19 protein-coding genes are annotated in these 18,409 nt (G+C 35.5%); 1 reads left to right on the top strand and 18 read right to left on the bottom strand.

The features are described from left to right. Positions 1–280: 280 nt before the first annotated feature. From purF to accD, 5 genes are all read right to left on the bottom strand, one after another. Positions 281–1,798: an amidophosphoribosyltransferase gene (purF, locus tag A9G24_RS11000; RefSeq protein WP_065639054.1), complete on the bottom strand. Its 1,518-nt coding sequence runs from the start codon at positions 1,796–1,798 to the stop codon at positions 281–283. An 18-nt stretch (positions 1,799–1,816) separates the two neighbouring features. Then, positions 1,817–2,302 (bottom strand): CvpA family protein, encoded by a 486-nt coding sequence (locus tag A9G24_RS10995; protein WP_065639053.1) that lies wholly within the window; start codon positions 2,300–2,302, stop codon positions 1,817–1,819. Positions 2,303–2,374: 72 nt separating this feature from the next. Then, on the bottom strand, positions 2,375–2,956 hold the full coding sequence (locus A9G24_RS10990) for an SPOR domain-containing protein (RefSeq protein ID WP_065639052.1): 582 nt from the start codon (positions 2,954–2,956) through the stop codon (positions 2,375–2,377). A 12-nt stretch (positions 2,957–2,968) separates the two neighbouring features. Further along, positions 2,969–4,240, bottom strand: a complete 1,272-nt coding sequence (folC, locus tag A9G24_RS10985) for a bifunctional tetrahydrofolate synthase/dihydrofolate synthase (protein ID WP_065639051.1) — start codon at positions 4,238–4,240, stop codon at positions 2,969–2,971. Positions 4,241–4,246: 6 nt separating this feature from the next. Continuing rightward, positions 4,247–5,137, bottom strand: coding sequence for an acetyl-CoA carboxylase, carboxyltransferase subunit beta (gene accD / locus A9G24_RS10980; RefSeq protein WP_065639050.1), 891 nt, complete (start codon positions 5,135–5,137; stop codon positions 4,247–4,249). Positions 5,138–6,402: 1,265 nt separating this feature from the next. Here accD and tmaR point away from each other — a divergent pair. Continuing rightward, positions 6,403–6,723, top strand: a complete 321-nt coding sequence (gene tmaR, locus A9G24_RS10975; RefSeq protein ID WP_065639049.1) for a PTS system regulator TmaR — start codon at positions 6,403–6,405, stop codon at positions 6,721–6,723. 60 nt (positions 6,724–6,783) lie between these two features. On the opposite strand, the gene yciH is transcribed toward tmaR, so the two are convergent. From yciH to casB, 13 genes are all read right to left on the bottom strand, one after another. After that, positions 6,784–7,107: a stress response translation initiation inhibitor YciH gene (yciH, locus tag A9G24_RS10970; RefSeq protein WP_141673150.1), complete on the bottom strand. Its 324-nt coding sequence runs from the start codon at positions 7,105–7,107 to the stop codon at positions 6,784–6,786. Positions 7,108–7,111: 4 nt separating this feature from the next. Beyond that, on the bottom strand, positions 7,112–7,819 hold the full coding sequence (gene pyrF / locus A9G24_RS10965) for an orotidine-5'-phosphate decarboxylase (RefSeq protein WP_065639047.1): 708 nt from the start codon (positions 7,817–7,819) through the stop codon (positions 7,112–7,114). Positions 7,820–7,849: 30 nt separating this feature from the next. After that, positions 7,850–9,025, bottom strand: coding sequence for a GDSL-type esterase/lipase family protein (locus A9G24_RS10960; protein WP_065639046.1), 1,176 nt, complete (start codon positions 9,023–9,025; stop codon positions 7,850–7,852). Further along, on the bottom strand, positions 9,018–10,280 hold the full coding sequence (locus A9G24_RS10955) for an SGNH/GDSL hydrolase family protein (RefSeq protein ID WP_176701205.1): 1,263 nt from the start codon (positions 10,278–10,280) through the stop codon (positions 9,018–9,020). The genes A9G24_RS10960 and A9G24_RS10955 overlap by 8 nt, the downstream gene beginning before the upstream one ends. Before the next feature lie 66 nt (positions 10,281–10,346). Beyond that, positions 10,347–11,747, bottom strand: a complete 1,401-nt coding sequence (locus tag A9G24_RS10950) for an MBOAT family O-acyltransferase (RefSeq protein WP_065639044.1) — start codon at positions 11,745–11,747, stop codon at positions 10,347–10,349. Positions 11,748–11,815: 68 nt separating this feature from the next. After that, positions 11,816–12,811 carry a DNA polymerase III subunit delta' gene (gene holB, locus A9G24_RS10945; protein WP_065639043.1) on the bottom strand — a complete coding sequence of 332 codons (996 nt, stop codon included), beginning with the start codon at positions 12,809–12,811 and terminating at the stop codon, positions 11,816–11,818. Further along, a complete protein-coding gene (tmk, locus tag A9G24_RS10940; protein WP_065639042.1) occupies positions 12,808–13,449 on the bottom strand; it encodes a dTMP kinase in 642 nt (213 codons plus the stop codon). The genes holB and tmk overlap by 4 nt, the downstream gene beginning before the upstream one ends. A 602-nt stretch (positions 13,450–14,051) precedes the next feature. Beyond that, positions 14,052–14,342, bottom strand: a complete 291-nt coding sequence (gene cas2e / locus A9G24_RS10935; RefSeq protein WP_065639041.1) for a type I-E CRISPR-associated endoribonuclease Cas2e — start codon at positions 14,340–14,342, stop codon at positions 14,052–14,054. 2 nt (positions 14,343–14,344) lie between these two features. Beyond that, positions 14,345–15,262 (bottom strand): type I-E CRISPR-associated endonuclease Cas1e, encoded by a 918-nt coding sequence (gene cas1e, locus A9G24_RS10930; RefSeq protein WP_065639040.1) that lies wholly within the window; start codon positions 15,260–15,262, stop codon positions 14,345–14,347. An 11-nt stretch (positions 15,263–15,273) separates the two neighbouring features. Continuing rightward, positions 15,274–15,948, bottom strand: coding sequence for a type I-E CRISPR-associated protein Cas6/Cse3/CasE (gene cas6e, locus A9G24_RS10925; RefSeq protein ID WP_065639039.1), 675 nt, complete (start codon positions 15,946–15,948; stop codon positions 15,274–15,276). After that, a complete protein-coding gene (gene cas5e, locus A9G24_RS10920) occupies positions 15,949–16,692 on the bottom strand; it encodes a type I-E CRISPR-associated protein Cas5/CasD (protein WP_065639038.1) in 744 nt (247 codons plus the stop codon). A gap of 12 nt (positions 16,693–16,704) precedes the next feature. Continuing rightward, on the bottom strand, positions 16,705–17,769 hold the full coding sequence (gene cas7e / locus A9G24_RS10915; protein WP_065639037.1) for a type I-E CRISPR-associated protein Cas7/Cse4/CasC: 1,065 nt from the start codon (positions 17,767–17,769) through the stop codon (positions 16,705–16,707). Positions 17,770–17,774: 5 nt separating this feature from the next. Further along, positions 17,775–18,392, bottom strand: a complete 618-nt coding sequence (gene casB, locus A9G24_RS10910; RefSeq protein ID WP_065639036.1) for a type I-E CRISPR-associated protein Cse2/CasB — start codon at positions 18,390–18,392, stop codon at positions 17,775–17,777. Between the last annotated feature and the right edge of the window lie 17 nt (positions 18,393–18,409).

Here is an 18,409-nt window from a genome sequence, read left to right as displayed (position 1 = left end):
TTGTTTTATTATTTATCATTATAAATCAAAATTTTAATTAATTTTAATTCATATTGATTAATGTTAATTTTTAGTGAGCTAGGTAAACATAATACCAAGTTAAATTTTTTATTAATCAAATGTAGGGAGTTAATTGTAGGATATTCCTATTTATATTGATAGTCTGGAAAAAATTATAGATAATAAACTGAAAAAATTATTTAAATGGTTAAAAATGACATACACATGACATTCCATGTCTTTATATAATATTTTTGTCATTTACAATAATTATTATCGTTTATTGCTCTTCATTATAAATCTCTAAGTTTTCTGACTCTTTACAAGCTGGAGGTTTTTTACTTTCACTTCTTTTTTGTTCTAATAATGTCAAATAGTTATCATCAATTCCTTCAGTAACATATTTTCCATCAAAAACAGAGCACTCTAAATGATGTATGTTTGGATTTTGTACTGTGATTGAATCAACTAAATCAGATAAGCTTTGAAAAATGAGCTTATCAGCACCAATATCTTTAGCGATTTCATCAACCGTTCGATTATAAGCAATAAGTTCACTGGCAACTGGCATATCGATCCCATAAACATTTGGATGTCTAATTTCTGGTGCTGCAGACGCTAAATAGACTTTTTTGGCACCAACTGAACGAACCATGTCAAGAATTTCTTTTGAGGTTGTGCCTCGCACTATGGAATCATCAACTAATAAGACATTTTTACCTTCAAATTCAATACGGTTAGCATTGAGTTTCCTTCTTACTGACAATTTCCGTGCTCTTTGCCCCGGCATGATAAACGTGCGGCCAACATAGCGATTTTTAACAAATCCTTGCCGATAAGGTTTATTTAAAATACGTGCAATTTCAAGCGCAGCATCACATGATGTTTCGGGAATAGGAATGACAACATCAATATCAATATCTTTCCACTCTTTTACTATTTTTTGTCCTAGTTTTTGCCCCATTAAAATTCGTGATTGATAAACCGATACACCATTCATCAATGAATCTGGTCTTGCAAAATAAACATACTCAAAAATACACGGATAATATTGTGGGTTATCTGAACACTGCTGAGAATATAATTGTCCTTCTTGAGTAATATAAATTGCTTCGCCCGGCTGGACATCACGCATAAACTCAAAATCAAGAATATCTAAAGCTACGCTTTCAGATGCAACCATATACTCAATTTTCTGATTCTCAAGCACCCGTTTACCTATGACTAAGGGACGAATTCCATGAGGGTCACGAAAGGCGACAAGACCATGCCCAATAATCATTGCTACACAAGCATATGCGCCTTTTATGATGTTATGAACATTATGTATGGCGGTAAAAATATTATTGGCAGTCAATGGGTAGGAGGGGAACTTATCAAGTTCATTGGCAAATATATTGAGTAACACCTCTGAGTCGGAATTTGTATTAATATGGCGCCTTGCAAGTTCAAATACTTTATTACGTAGCTCATCTGTATTGGTTAGATTTCCATTATGAGCAAGCGCAATACCATAAGGTGAATTGACATAAAAGGGTTGTGCTTCGGATGGGCTAGAACTCCCCGCTGTTGGATAACGAATATGTCCTATCCCCAAATGACCTTGCAATCGTTGCATATGATGTTCTTGAAACACATCTTTGACCAAACCATTCGCCTTGCGTAAACGAAAGCGATTTTGATTATCAATAGTCACGATACCTGCTGCATCTTGCCCTCGATGTTGTAAAACAGTCAACGCATCATAAATAGATTGATTAACAGCACTACATCCTACAATACCCACAACACCACACATACTATGGTTACCTCAAATTTACCGGACTAAAAACGAAGAAGACTGTTGTATAAAATCGAAAAACCAACGAATGATAAAATGAAAATGCGGGATTAGCTGCGATTGCTTCCAATACGATGATTGAGATAACGGCGTAAAGGTATCAATCAAAAAAAGGACTGCCGCAACAACTAAAATCCCACGTAGCACGCCAAAACAGACACCTAATACACGATCAGTACCTGATAATCCTGTTTTTTGGACTAATTGACTAATAATATAAGACACAATTGCACAAACTAATAATGTAGCTACAAAAAGAATAACAATCGCAACAGCAATGCGTATCACATCGCTATCAAAATAATTTAAATAATCAGTAACATAGATATAAAATCGGCTGGAAATAAAAAAAGCTAAAATCCAACTAATGAGTGATAATGCTTCTCGCACAAAACCTCGCACAATGCTAATTAATGCTGAAAAAGCAATCACACCAATAATAGTAAAATCAACCCAATTCATCATAATAACTCATAATTTTATATTAAAAATGTTTTATTTTAATTATTGTTTGCAACACAAATAGAACAGCGATTAATTAGCAATAATAATACCTTTCAATTTTGTTAGGTTATTTAAGTTAATAATAACTTGTTCTGCTTGCTCTTTTTTAGCATAAGGACCAACCTGTAACTTAATTAACTGATTAGGTTCTGGATTTTGAGGTAGAGTTCTAACGCTATAATTATTTAACCTTAACAACGCAACTAACTCTTCTATTTTTTGCTTATTTTTTAATGCAGTAAGCTGGATCATATAAGGTTTAGTTTCTTGTTGTGATGTTGAAGGCTTCATTGTTGTTGAGGTATCAACATCATCATCAATGTCAGGTAAAACTAATGTACTTGCATTTTGCTCTGAATCAGGTATGTAAGGAACCTCTGATACATTATTAGTAAACTCATCATCAACACCATTGAATGGTGCGTCGTTCTGATTTTTCTGAGTCACACTTTCAGCCTGAAAAATAGGCGTTGTTGAAGTGCGCAAGTTGGATTTGTCCGTTATTATCCATGGAGCAATTGCTGCGATAATAAGCAATAATGTAGCAAAACCTACCAGTCGATTTCTTACTCTATTTTGCTTCTTTGAATTAATTTGTTGATTGTTCGCCATAATTAATTTCGCTTAACGCTCAATTTCAGCTAAAACATCAGATACAGTATGAAATGAGCCACATACCACGATAATATCTTCTTCTTTAGCCTCTTGTATTGCCTTTTGATAAGCCTTAGATACTGTATCAAATGTTGATACATCAAGCTCACCTTTATTTAACAAGTGTTGTTCTAACAACTCAGCACGACAACCTCGTTCGCCATAAAGAGAAGCACAATACCACTTGTCACCTTTTAAAATGGATAAAGTACTTTTAATATCTTTATCCTTAAGCATACCAACAACAAATCTAACTTTACCAACATTTAGATATTCGGCTTTTAGTTTTTCTAATTGTTGAGTTAAATAAACTGCTGCGTGTGGATTATGTGCTACATCGAGGATCACAAGTGGTGATCTTTGAATAATTTGAAAACGCCCTGTTAAATTAGATTTTGTCAATCCTTTAGTTATTTCGTCTTGTGTTATTTTAAGTGATGAATAACTTAAAGCGGCAATGGCAGTTGCAGCATTCGCCAAGGGAACATTGGTAATAGGTAAGCGGTTATATTGTTTTATTAGCGATTGAAACAACCATGAATCTTTGTTAACTTGTTGATAATGCCAGTCACAATTTACCACATAAAGCGGGATTTTGACTGAGTTAGCCACATTTAAAATGGATTTGGGCATGTCTGGTTCACCAACAATAGCAATACTTTTAGTTTTAAAAATACCTGCTTTTTCACGCCCGATGCTTTCACGGGTATCACCTAAATAATCAACATGATCGATACCAATAGTTGTCACGACAGCAATGTCGGCATCAACAATATTGGTTGCATCAAGCCGCCCGCCAAGACCAACTTCTAATATCACAACATCTAATTTTGCTTGTTTAAATTGATAAAGCGCAGCCAGAGTTGCATATTCGAAATAAGTCAGTGATATATCACCTCTGGCCTTTTCTATTTCAACAAAGGCTTTTACTGTTTCTTGTTCACTTGATTCTTGATTATTAATACGTACTCGTTCAGTAAAACGTAATAAATGAGGAGAACTATAAACACCAACTTGTAAGTTTGCCTCAAGCAATATCATTTCAAGTGTTCGGCAAGTTGTTCCTTTACCATTGGTGCCTGCAACAGTAAAAACATATGGTGCTGGTTGTAATAAATTAAGATGCTTAGCTACCGTCCTTACACGTTCTAAACCTAAGTCGATGGTTGTGGGATGTAATTGCTCTAAATAACAAAGCCATGTCTTTAGATCTGACATGGCATTCGGTTGTTGGTTTTGCATACTCAATCAAACTGTCTCGTTAAGAGCAACATCATTAAAAGGATCAGGCAGTTTCATTAATTTTGTGATTAAACTTGCAATTTTAGGGCGCATATCTTTACGATGAATAATCATATCAATTGCACCTTTTTCAAGTAAAAACTCACTACGTTGAAACCCTTCTGGCAATATTTCACGAACAGTTTGTTGAATCACTCGCGGCCCAGCAAAACCAATTAGCGCTTTAGGTTCAGCTATATTAATATCCCCCAGCATTGCTAAACTTGCTGATACCCCTCCCATTGTAGGATCGGTCATTACTGAAATATAAGGTAAACCTTCATCTTGCATTTTAGCAAGAATAGCACTGGTTTTTGCCATTTGCATTAATGAAAATAGCGCTTCTTGCATGCGCGCCCCACCACTTGTTGAAAAACAAATTAAAGGGCATTTATCTGCAATGGCTTGCTCTGCTGCACGAGTGAATAATGCACCAACAACAGAAGACATTGAACCACCAATAAACGCAAACTCAAAACAAGCTACCACGACAGGAACGCCAAACAATGTTCCCTTCATTACAACCATCGCTTCTTTTTCGTGAGTCTCTTTTTGTGCGGCAGTTAAACGATCTTTATATTTTTTAGTATCTTTAAATTTTAAGATATCTTTAGGCATAAGATCGGTACCGATTTCGACATCCGAACCCTCGTCTAAAAAACGATATAAACGCACACGGGCAGGAATATGCATATGGTGATCGCATTTTGGACAAACTTCCAAATTAAGATCAAGTTCAGCTTGATAAATGACTTGTTCACAGTTACTACATTTAGTCCACACACCGCCTGGAATATTCGCCTTTTTATGATCCGACGATATATTATTTTTACTAAGAATTTTTTCAATCCAGCTCATTATGAATCTCTCATTCTGGCACTCTTTACAAATTTGCGTCTATTGTACAATACTTTGTACTAATTCTTAATAGTTGTTTTTATTTTTATCTTATTTTATAAGTCAATTTTGCATGGGAAATAATATTTAAATAAAAAATTTGAAAGTAACTTCTGCTTTTAAAACAACTCATACACAAAATAGCTGACATGCAAAATATCATCTGTAGGAAATCGCTTTATGCGGTTTAACCGTATTATAAAAATGAAGAAATCGCTTAAATTTTTGTTTCCTATCTTTAGAATCTTAAAATATTTGCTTATTATGCCACATCACCATGAAAGCACGTCTTTTGCTGCTTACCCATTCATTTAAGGGCAAACCGATTGCGTGAATATTTGATTGATACGCTGATCATCACTCAATTTAATAAATACCATGAAGCCTCAATTAATCGCGAAACGGTATAGAATCCTGAATATTTTTTACAAAAATATAACTTGAAAAGTGAACATCATATCTTCACTCAATTACCTATCTCTTTCAGCTTTTCCATTCATTTAAGGGCAAACCGATTGCGTGAATATTTGATTGATACGCTGATTATCACTCAATCTAATAAATACCATGAAGCCTCAATTAATCGCGAAACGGTATAGAATCCTGAATATTTTTTACAAAAATATAACTTGAAAAGTGAACATCGCATCTTCACTCAATTACCTATCTCTTTCAGCTTTCCCATTCGTTTGAGAGTCAACGATTTTATGAATATTTGATTGATACGCTGGTTATCACGCAATTTAATAAATAAATACCGTGAAGTCTCAATTAATCGCGAAACGGTATAGAATCCTGAATATTTTTTACAAAAAATACAATCTAAAAAGTGAACATTTAACTTACTGTCTTAATTTATTTGCAGACATTTAATACCATAATTGACGGTTTTATAACATTTTTCTTACTGGTTAAAGGGATAAATAGCCTCAAACAGGCTTTTTTGGGAACATTATAAATAGTCGGACGACTGACCATAAAGCGTTTTGCCAAATGAGGCACGGTGATTTTTTCTTTATGACGGAAGCGACATATCGCTTGTCTGTGATAACGCATTGTTTTGTTTTTTTTATGTGTATCAATTACCGTTGTTTCTCAAATTACAACAACGCGAGCAATTCCTATATATCATCTATGTTTAAAATATAATTAATATGACCTACAAAAATTATTAGTATATAATTGGTGAAAGTTTATTTTCCATTTTTTAAGATAAGGGGTTATAGATGGACAAGGAAAAAGCAAGCGCATCATCATTTCAAGATGTATTAGAATATATTCGTCTATCACGTCGTTTAAATAAATTAAAGCGTGAAATATCGGACAATGAGAAAAAAATTCGTGATAACCAAAAACGCGTACTCTTACTTGAAAACTTAAGTGAATATATTAAACCAGATATGACTTACGAAGAGCTTCAAGCGATTATTGCGAATATGAAAAGTGATTATGATGATCGTGTTGATGATTATATTATCAAAAACGCCGAAATATCTAAAGAGCGCCGCGAAATTAGCAAAAAAATGCGTAGCTATCGATCTAATTAATATTGATTATATTATAAATAGCGTCCATTTTATTATGGACACTATTTTTATATAACTAAATCATCCGCCAGCTAGTTTTACCTTAAATCCTTTACCTTCTAGCAATGACTTTAATAAATCGCGTTTATCACCTTGAATTTCAATAATGCCACCTTTAAGCGAACCACCACAACCACATCGTTTTTTTAATTCTGCGGCTAATTGTGATAATTGGGCATCATCCATATCGAATCCCGTAATAACACATACGCCTTTGCCCTTACGACCTGATGTTTGCCGTTGAATTCGAATAATACCATCCCCTTTAGGACGCGAGATGACCGGTTCAGTAGGTTTAATTCGTCCTTTATCGGTTGAATAAACAAGTGGATTACTAGACATAATGTAATTAACTCTTACTTGGTTCAAGTGTTGCTAAAATTGTTTGTAACGCGTTAGCCGGATCTTGTGCTTGCGTAATTGGACGTCCAATCACTAAATAATCAGAACCAGCTGCCTGAGCTCGCTGAGGCGTCATAATACGGCGTTGGTCATCTGGATTAGCACCCGCTGGTCTTATACCTGGTGTGACCAATTTAAAATCACTACCTAAACGTGTTCTAAAACTTTGTACTTCTTTAGCTGAACATACCACGCCGTCAAGCCCACAGTTTTTTGCAAGTATTGCCAATCTTGTCGCTTGTTCTAAAGGCGATACATTGATACCGATTTCTTGAAGATCGGTTGATTCCATACTGGTTAATACTGTCACAGCGATCAAAATTGGCGCATCTTTACCGTACGAATAAAGTGCATCTTTAGCTGCTGTCATCATACGTGAGCCACCGCTAGCGTGAACATTTGTCATCCAAACACCAAGGTCAGCAGCTGCGGCAACTGCTTTTGCGACAGTATTTGGAATATCATGAAATTTAAGATCTAAAAAAACATCAAAACCTTTTTGCATAATCTGTTTAATAAAATCAGGCCCTGCATGCGTAAAAAGCTCTTTACCGATTTTAAGACGGCAATCTTTTGGATCAACTTTATCAATAAAATTCCATGCTGATTTAACATCCGCAAAATCAACTGCAACAATAATTGGTGATGATGACATAACTCATTTATTCCTTTTAATCAAAATTTGTTAGCTATTTTTTCTAATAAATTCATTTAAATCAGCATAAAAAATGCGAGCACTTTCTTTATAGCCTTTTAAAGTTTGGTGCACTAAATCAGGCCGAGCCAATCCTCGTTGTCGCCACTGTTTAATGGAAAACTGCCCCCCCATCGCGACTTGCCAATCCCAAAATAATGTTTTTTCCAATTTGGCAACTTGTTTTTGAATATTCATTATTTTTGCAAAGGACTTTGGCATATTTTTTTCATTTGCCATAGTGTCAGGTGGCGTCATTATTAAAATAGCTGCATTAGGTAAATTTTTACGTATCAGCCTGATATTACTCACTAAATTTTTTCGGTATTGATTGGCATCTAATGTTTCATCAAAACTTTCATTTGTCCCATATTCTAAAATTACTAAATCACTTTGTGATACAGCAAGTTCTTTAAACCAATCCTTCCCCCACTTTTGCCAAATTGTTTGTTTAGCACCATTAGTCGCAATAGATGAAACAATAACGCCAGATTGTTGATTGCGTGTTAACCAAATTCCACCCAGCTCCACATTTTTTTGACCTTTTATAACTAAAGGCATTTTAGCTACAACCGATGCTGTTTGCCAAACATTTGGGGTTGGCGTATAGCTTAAATTAATTTTTTTATCATTTGTATCATAAAGCGCTAGCGATCTTGAGTTGTTTTTAAGTGTCTTGAAAGTTAATTTAATTTGCCAATCTTTATTATTCGATCCTCTTGGAACAATTTGAATAGTAGCCGAATCTTTACTGGGTTTTGCAATAAAGCCGCCCATAGGAAAATCTAGGTTACTTAACGTTCGGCTACTTAGCACATCCCAATTTCTAGATTTCCATGTAACAACCGCATGACTTTGTCCTTTTATAGCGACAGGCGTTATCCAACCAATACCGGCGTTACCATATTTTTGTTGCATTAATGTTCTAAATTCACCAGTAAAGAAATCGGCTGCCGAATGCGAATCACCAAATTGTGTAATATTGACGACTTGATTTGTTTTTTTGTTATCCTCTAACGATTTTAAACGTGTAGCAAATTTTTTGGCGTTAGGGTCACCAAAATCAATAATAGTAGATACCGTGGTCGTTTTACTTTCCGCCACACTGCATCCAACCGTAATCGCTATGGCAATTACGGCTGTAATATATTTTAAAAATCTAATCACTATGGGTATCCTCTAATTCTTTATAAATTATTTTTTCCATAATAGCCTTTGCCAAAATCTTTTGGCCTGTTGGCGTAAAATGGACCCCATCATCAACCCTTACTTTAATTTTTGCTTTATCGGTTTCTATAAAATTACTAAATTTTTCGTATGTACAACCCAGTAATTCATTTGTTGTTAAAAAATGTTGTTGAACTTTTTCTAGTTCCGACTTATACAAATTATTTAGGTAAACCATCCCACTGTTTAATTTTGGTTTTCGCATACAAGGTGCGGCAAGCCAAAGTACTTGAACATCATGCTCAATGGCACTATTTAAAATAGACTCAATACGTAAACGGTAATGTTCTTCCCATAATTCAGATTTGAATTTAGCATATTTGACATAACCTTTAACTGGAAAATCCCAAGGATCATTAGCGCCAAGAAAAACAACAAGTAATTTAATTGAAGGATCGGCAATTAGATTATCATTAATTGTTTTTGGCCAATCAAAAGCGCTTGGATAAGCAAGTCCTGTGCTCTGTTTGCTTAAGTCAAGGCTTTCTATTTTATATTGCTTAAAAAGCATTTTTTTAACATATGGTGCAACGCCTTGCATTAAAGAATCACCAGCAAAGAACACTTTATCATTACTTGTTAATACAATCGGTAACGGCTCATGGGGTAGTTCAATATCCCCTTGTATTTTTTTAGGTTCATCTGGTAATGCTAGCTCGGCTTTGGGCTTATTGTGATCGATAGCGTCAAAATGTGTTTTTAAATCGGGGACCATCAGACTACTGTCAATATCGACTTTTTGCCCGCTTTTTAATTCTGCTTCTGTTTTTATTACTTCTTCAGTAATTTTATTTTGTTTTATATCTTCAAGTTCAGAGACTGCTGATTTAGATGTTTTATTTTTCAAGACAGGCAATACAGCATTAAACGGCTGATTAAACGGGATTGATGTGTGTGTTGATGCATATTTTTGCTCGTCACTTTTGCTGTCTTCAAGCTCTTGTGTTGAAGTTTCTTGAATCGCTAACGTGTCACTATTAAACAAATCGGTATGATACACTTGCTCGCCATAAATCAATATTGATTTGTAATAAATCGCTATTAATGCAATGGCGGTAACAAACAATATCACCAATATATAACGAGCAGATAAAGGTTTACTTGCAAGAATAGGAGAAGTACTTACTTTATTAGTTTTTTTATGATCTTTTTTAAGCGTATTTTTATTTAGCGATTTATGACGTTGCCGCTTCAAATTCGATTTGGATTTTCTATTATTTTTTGAACACGATTTTTTATATATCATCATAATTAAGCGTTATTAAAAATTAGCATAAATAAAGTTTGGCATACCTGATGGTGCAATATAAATAACTAACCACAAAATTAAAATAAAGACCATCGGTAAATAACAATGCGGTATTTTTGTTAGCTGTAGAATAAACCACTCAGGAAAATTTTTACACATTGGATAGGCAAAGTAGATGAAACAAATAACCAAAAATGCCCCTGCATAGTGCGGTTCTATCAGAAAGTTATGCATTAATGCATTCAAATAATCGACTGCATCAGACAAACTTTCACAATTAAAAAATAGCCATGTAAAACAAATATAATGCCATGTTAATAATCGAGCAACCAGTGGCGAGCGTGCTGTTATCCAGCCTTGTCCAAAGTAACGTTCGCCGATATTAAGTGCCACTGTACCAATACCATGACAGGCTCCCCAAATAATAAAATTAATACCGGCACCATGCCATAATCCTGATAGTAACATTGCTAACATGACATTAATCTGAGTTCGTATAAACCCACGACGATTTCCACCGAGAGGAATATAAATATAGTCGCGAATCCAGCGTGATAAGCTAATATGCCAGCGAGCCCAAAAATCTCTTAAATTCAATGCCAAATAAGGAAAATTAAAGTTAATTGGCAAGCGAAATCCTAACAATAAAGCAATACCTGTAACTAAATCAGTATACCCCGAAAAATTTAAATAAATTTGCATTGCATAAGCATAAAGCCCCACTAACAAATCAATCACACTAAATTCTAACGGATTGGCAAATATTGGATTAACCCAGTGTTCACTAATAAGACCGCCTAGACAATAAACCTTAATCACAGCCAAGATAAGCAATGTAAAGGCGCGAATTGGTTCTAAAATTTCACGAGGCTGAGTTATGCTAATTTGCGGCAAAAAGTCTTTAGCACGGTTAATTGGGCCTGCAATTACACTTGGGAAAAAAGACAAAAATAAGGCAAAATCCCAAAATTTAGCAACGGATAGCTCTTTCTTTTTTACCGAAACTAAGTAACTTACCGAATGGAAAGTATAAAAGGAGATGCCGATAGGTATCAATACGGTTATAACTGGTAATAAAATAGGCAAATTAAAGAAGTTAAGTAGATCTTGCAACTCATAACGAAAGAAATCAAAATATTTAAATAGTGCAAGATTAACGATTGATACACATAACCCAAAAAATAGCCATCGCTTTGCATGCCGATCCGATGCTGCAATCATCACTGAAAATAAATAGATCGCACAAGTATAGATAAAAAGGATAAGTGCAAATTGCCAGCTATAACTACCAACAATGAGATAACTTGATACTAAAAGCAGAATATTTTGCATTTTGGGCGAGCGGTAACATCCCCAATACAAGGCAAAGAAAGCGATAAAGAGTAAACCAAATTCAATAGATAAATAACTCACTACGATCCTTTTTTTACTTAAACGTATGGTTTCCTGAAACTTCTTTACAAAGCCCTTTATAAAAAGACTTAGCTTTTTGCTTCGCTAATTAATTCGGATTGAGCAAGTACATTATAAATAATAAGTTCCTTATTCAATCCGGAAATCGTTAACAACTGATTTCTTGCTTGCAACCATAGATGATAAAGCGCAGAAATCTTTTCATTACTTTTAGTCGCAAGTAGCCGAATTAATGGAACTTGATCACGATTCACAATAAAACGCCCGACTTTTTGCTTCGCTTTCAGCGCATCGCTTAACAAGGCACAAAACCAAACAATTCGTTCAATGAAGTCTTCATTATCAAAAGTTTTAGCTAGCTGCCAATAATTATTTTGTGGTACTAATTCTAATAGATGATCACAAAATGCTTTTCGTTGTTGCCACTTTCCTGGTGCTAATAGTGCAGCTGCTTTTAGCGGCGCATTTTCGCTCAATAATAACGCCGAAGCAAGCTCATTATCGCTGTATTGCTGATTTTGTTTGCTTTTTAGCCATTCAATCGACTGCTCTAATTTAGGAACAGATAAAAAATAAGAAAAACAACGGCTATGGATCGTTGGTAACAATTGGCTGTTATGTTCATCACTTAAAATAAAATAGGTACTTTCTGGCGGTTCTTCTAATGTTTTTAGTAATGCATTGGCGGCAGATTCAGTCATTAAAGCCGCTCGTTTTATCCAAATGACTTTATTGCCACCTTGCTGGGATTTTTCGTAAACCTTGCCCGATATATTACGTATTTGATCAATGCCTATTGACTGTTTACCTTGTTCATTGGTTATCACATAATAATCGGGATGGTGGTGAGACAAAAATAATTGACAACTATGGCATTTTAAGCACGGTTCCAATTGCGGTGAAGATTGACATAATAAACGATTTACAAGCGTTGAAACAAACTCATCTTCACCACTGCCTTGAACATAATGTATTAATAAGGCATGATGAGCCCGTTTATGCATAATGCCAGTAGCTAATTGCTGATAAGATAAGGAAAGCCAAGGATAGTCATTTAAGATCATGCAATATTAACCTGTTTTGTTAACCATGTAGTTAAAATTTGTTCAATTTGCTTAGTCACATTGTCGATTGTTTTTCCGGCATCAACTGTAATAATTGTTTTATCTTGCTTGGCAAGTTCTAAATAGCATTGACGAATTCGTTTAAAAAATGGCAATGATTGTTGCTCAATGCGATCAAGCTCACCTCGAGATCTTGCTCGCATTAACCCCATTTCAGGATCGATATCCAAATATAAAGTAAGATCAGGTTTAAAATGACCTAACACGTGTTCTTTTAATGTCGTCATAAGGGCTTTATCTAACTGGCGCCCACCACCTTGATAAGCTTGCGTCGATAAGTCATGGCGATCACCAATCACCCATTTACCTGCTTTAAGTGCAGGTTTAATCACATTATCAATCAACTGAATGCGTGCAGCATATAACATCAGCAATTCGGCTTTATCAGTCAAAGGCTCGTTATCTAAACCATTTTTAATAATATTGCGTAATGCTTCAGCTATCGGCGTTCCTCCTGGTTCACGTGTAAATTGTAAATCGCCAATATCGTGTTGATTCAAAATGCGAGCAACGGTATTAATAGCCGTTGTTTTACCCGCCCCTTCAAGTCCTTCGATGACAATAAATTTGCCTGCCATACTAAATTCCTAATCTATTTATGATACGCCTGTGGTAAATACCGCGCTATTGTACGCTATTTTTGTCCATTGTTTTAGCCTGCTATTATTAATACATCCTTTCAGTTTTACAAAATAAATAAAAATCTCCAATAAATACCAAAGCACAATTCACAATAAAAACCATGCCCTTAGACTATTATTTTATTATTTTTATAATAAAGATTTTATTAAATAAACAATTAATACAGTCATTACCAAATGTTAGATGTTTAATGAAGTAACTAATAAAATCACCTAATAAAACCATTGATTAATTCATTTTTTATGTGAAACAGACTTATATATGCCAGTAAAAAATATGATAGATAGATAAAATATATATTTAATAGCCTAATTAATTATATGGAACACTTGCATCATATTTTCTGCCATATTCTCGTTGCCGGTTTATCCCTGTGGGTACAGGGAACACTTTATCTCGTTAAATTTATTCATTTTCTAAGCCGGTTTATCCCTGTGGGTACAGGGAACACTCTAAACATAGCTATTTGTTTTATTTATATTTATATCGACTGGTAAATTCTACCAGATTTTTTTAATTTTTAAAGAACTCTAACCTATTAATTTTTAATAGGTAAAAAAGAAACTAACCGTAGCCCATCCAATTCTACCGGAACTCTTCTGTTGGTACCATAGGTTTGGAAGTCAAATCCGGATTCGGTATTCGTTGCCCAAGCAAGTACGACATTGCCTTCTTCTGCTAATTCACTTATCTGCTGCCATACCATTTCTCTAATTGGTCTGGATATATCACCAATATAAACCCCCGCTCTAACTTCTAGCAACCAAATGGCTAAACGACCTCTTAATCTGGGCGGTACATTTTCGGTCACAACCACACACATACTCATAATTAGTGACTCCTAAAGCCGCTATCGGCAAGCGATTTAGGTTCAGGAATAGCTGGAGGCTGAATATCATCAGGTGGTAATGGCGGTTCAATTCCTCCGGCTGATAAGACATCTTCAATCAATGGGATTAATTTAGCGAGCGTTTTTTGACTTCTAAAAATTTCACGGCATGCAATACGTACTTCACGATCGGGATCAGGGATTTTTTTAGCGGCTATTTCAAATGCTTTGGGCACAACCGTATCAAATTTAATAATATCTGCTATGTCATAAACAAAAGAGAGTGGCTTTCCGCTATGCACAAAACCAATCGCTGGCGCATAGCCGGCAGCTAGAACCGCAGCTTCAGTGATACCATATAAGCAAGATGTTGCGGCACTAATGCACTGATTAACTTTATCGCCTTTTTGCCAATCTTTAGGATCATACTTTCGACCATGCCATTTCACATGATAACGTTTAGCTAGCAATGAATAGGTTTCGCGTACGCGTGCCCCTTCTATACCTCTGAGCTGATCAACCGAGCGTCTAGTTGGTGCCGGTTCGCCAAAACGAAGTTCAAACATCCTTTTGACGACTTTTAAGCGTAAATCATCATCTAACGCTAATTTTGCTTGATAAAGCAGTTTATCCGATCGCGCACCACCGGGCTGTCCAGATGAATACATGCGAACACCGGCTTCACCAATCCAAACAAGTAATGTTCCCACCGTTGCTGCTAATTTGACAGCAGCATGAGAGACTCTTGTGCCGGGTTCCAACATAATACAAGCAATAGAACCAACCGGAATATGGGTTCTAACGCCTGTTTTATCAATCAGTACAAATGCACCATCTAACACATCAATTTGTCCATATTGTAAAAATATCATCGATGTTCTATTTTTGAGTGGAATAGGATTAAGTGGAACATATACCATTTTATGTTTCCCTATTGATAGCGTTTGATCAAGAATAAGCCACAACCAAACCCTTTACTTTTACCAATTCCTTGATAGAGCGTATCTGAAAAAAGTTCAGGATGCGTGACCGTTAAAATCCCTTGAAAATCAACACTACTAAAAGTAATAGGTTTAGCATCTGCTTTCTTTTTAAATCGATGTTGATAATAACCAACAATATTACATTTAGGTTGTTGCCCTGTATTTTGCATAAGTGAAAATCCTCTTTTTTCACCTTGATTAACTAACCAATTTAATGCGGCTTGATTCTGTAATCCGTTTATCTCTATTGACGAGGATAGTCCTTGCTGTTTTGCCAAAAATTTGGCATTCATCATCACATCACTGCGTTTACCATTTTTAAAAATAATAGGATTAGCACGCAGTGAAAACATTAAATTCATACCAATGGTTAATTGTGGTGCATAGGGTTTTGTTTCAACAACAAATAGTTGATGATCTTTTATCGGTGCAACCTCAGATAACAGATAGTAGTATCTACTTTGTCTTGTTGCTTCTTCGCGAAACAAGAATGTCCGTCTTTCTTGATTAGGAAAAAGTTGCCATAACCATTGATGAATCGCATATTGACCAGCATACTGCATCTTTTGCTGCATGACATAAGGGAGCCGATCTAGTTTAAGGGTAACTCGAGAAAAATACATCTATTCGCTCCTTTTTAAATATCCTGAATATTGCAGGCGCGGTTCAAAATACCAATGATTACGGTTTATTGGTTGATCTTGCCGGCGCTGAATTTTTATTATCTCAAAATCGGCATCTTGATCTTTATGTTCCCAATAATATTCATCAGCAACACGCTTTAACAAATCGCTAATAACAGGATCGCGTTGATGATATTGTTGATAATGTTTATCAGCGAAAATAAACGCATCACAAAGCGTTCCTTCATAGAGAACAGGCGATAAAGGCAGTGCCAATGGCGAGTTTTTTCTGCCTACATATAATGGAAAAATAGGTGTTAATAATGCTTGTTGTATTTGCTGCACACCGTAGGGAGCACCTTTGGTTTCTGTCATCACAATTTGATAATAAATGTCGTTATAATATTCACGCTGTGAAAGTAGGGTTTCTAATTCATTAGGATTGCAACGAATTTCATCAAAACGGGTATATAATAACTGCTTTTTATTTGCTCTAGGGACTTGGACGGTTTGAAAATCTCTAAACCAACTACTGTTTGCTTTAAATGGGCGTATCGCAAAATTATAGTGTTGATTAAACGTGTCGAGTTTATTGTCTTCACGCCGAATACCTAACGCTGCCGCCACTAGCCCTAATAAAGCCGAGCGAGAAGGAATATTATTGCTATGACGAACCTCGCCAATAGCAGGTTCACCCCATGATGTTAATGGCGCATAAATTTGAAAAATAAGATGTTTTATCACCTTGGTTGCTCCTTATTTTTGTGCAACAAAATCTAATGCAGCGGTTAAGGTTCCTTCTCCTGTTTCAGTATTGAGTATGTAGCGATTATCGGCACATTGACCATACACTTTATCAAATTTATCAAGTTGTTGTTCTAAACGCGCAATCGCATCATTAACCATATCGTCGCTACGAATTGGGTTAAAATAGGCAACCGCTAACGAGCGAGGTTGCTGAGCTCCTTTTTCAATCAATAAGTAAGAAGTATAAGCCCTTGATGCAAAACTATTTTGCATACCGGTTGGTGCCACTTTCGTCGCAGATTCGGTTAAGGCTTTTAATGTTTTTTCAACCAATGCTTCATCGCCATTTAGATTTTCTAACAATAAATCACGGCTAATACAGATGTAAGTATAAAACAGGGCTGAAGCAAAACCACGTTCACCTAAATGCCCTGAGCCGGCATCTTCCTCATTCTTATTTAAATCATCCACTGCGGTAAAAAAGTCATCTTCAATAGTGACGGTACTAACCCCTAAAGCATGAGAGACTTGGCAGGCAGCTTCAACATTAAATGCCGGGCTATCGGCTAACATTCGTCCAAATAAAGCAATATCAACACTACTATTTTCTTTGCGAAGTAATTTAACTTCTGCATCGGTCGGCTCACGATTTTCATTAATTAATACTTCCACTAATTGATTAATCACTTGCTTTTCATTGCTACTAATATGCACCAATTGTTCAATTTCCAAATTATCCAGTGGATCTTTGGGGGATTTTTCATTTTTTAATTTACCAAATTGTGCAGCAATTTTGATGGCACTCGCTTTCGCAATTTTTTCAGAAATGCCTTGATCAAGCATATTTTTATAAACCCAATCTCGCGCAAATCGACGCGAACGTATACCTATATTGTCACTTAATGATTGATAAAAGTAATCTGAGGTTCGCCATGCTCTTTTTAAACTTTGCGATGAAATGCGTAATCGATCAGTGTTGCCCATTTTGGCCGTTTTTGGTCGACCAAGATCATCACGATTCAAATTAGATGGCGCATAAGCAGTCAATAAGTGTAATTGAATAAATGTTGTCATTGTTATTATTCCTTTGGTAATTTTTTAGTCGAATAGTAATCCATCGCCCAACGAACTGAAAGGCGTTCAAATAGATTGATTTCTGGAGATAAATTTTGTGCTCGATTATGCTGCTCTTGCACCCACAAAAAGATGCCATCAGCAAGTGAAAAAAGGTTTACACCCAGTTCACCACGTAATTTGATGGCACGAATTAATCGTCGACAAAACTCTTCAGGTGTTTCACTGGCTTGTAATTGCTCAAAACGTAAAGGAGACATAATATTACGCTCTCCGCCTTTTACCTTTTCGCTTAATTGTGCAGCAAAAGGGGCTTTCTCATTATTAGCACTCGCAAAAGCGGCAACCGCAACAAATATTGCTAATGCCTGCTGATGAACAGGGGTTGGGGTTAATCGGTGAGTATCATTAAATAGTGCGTTGGCTAAACAAAAATACCCTTCATATAACATAACCCCAAAAGGTAATGTCGCTCGACGTAGTTCAGCTCGTAATTTTCGCCCATTATGGGTGCCTCCATTAAAAGGATATAACCTTTGTTGCAGCATTGAAAACCATTCATTAATACATTTTTTGTGGCTTTCATTTAATATAATTGTCTTTTTCATAAGATTGTTTGACATATTTTCTCCCTATCCAC

The organism is Gilliamella sp. App6-5, assembly GCF_001690525.1.
GTDB classification, from domain to species: Bacteria; Pseudomonadota; Gammaproteobacteria; order Enterobacterales; family Orbaceae; genus Gilliamella; species Gilliamella apicola_H.
The sequence above is the reverse complement of the archived record's forward strand: the minus strand, read 5'-3'. Positions and strand labels throughout refer to the sequence as shown.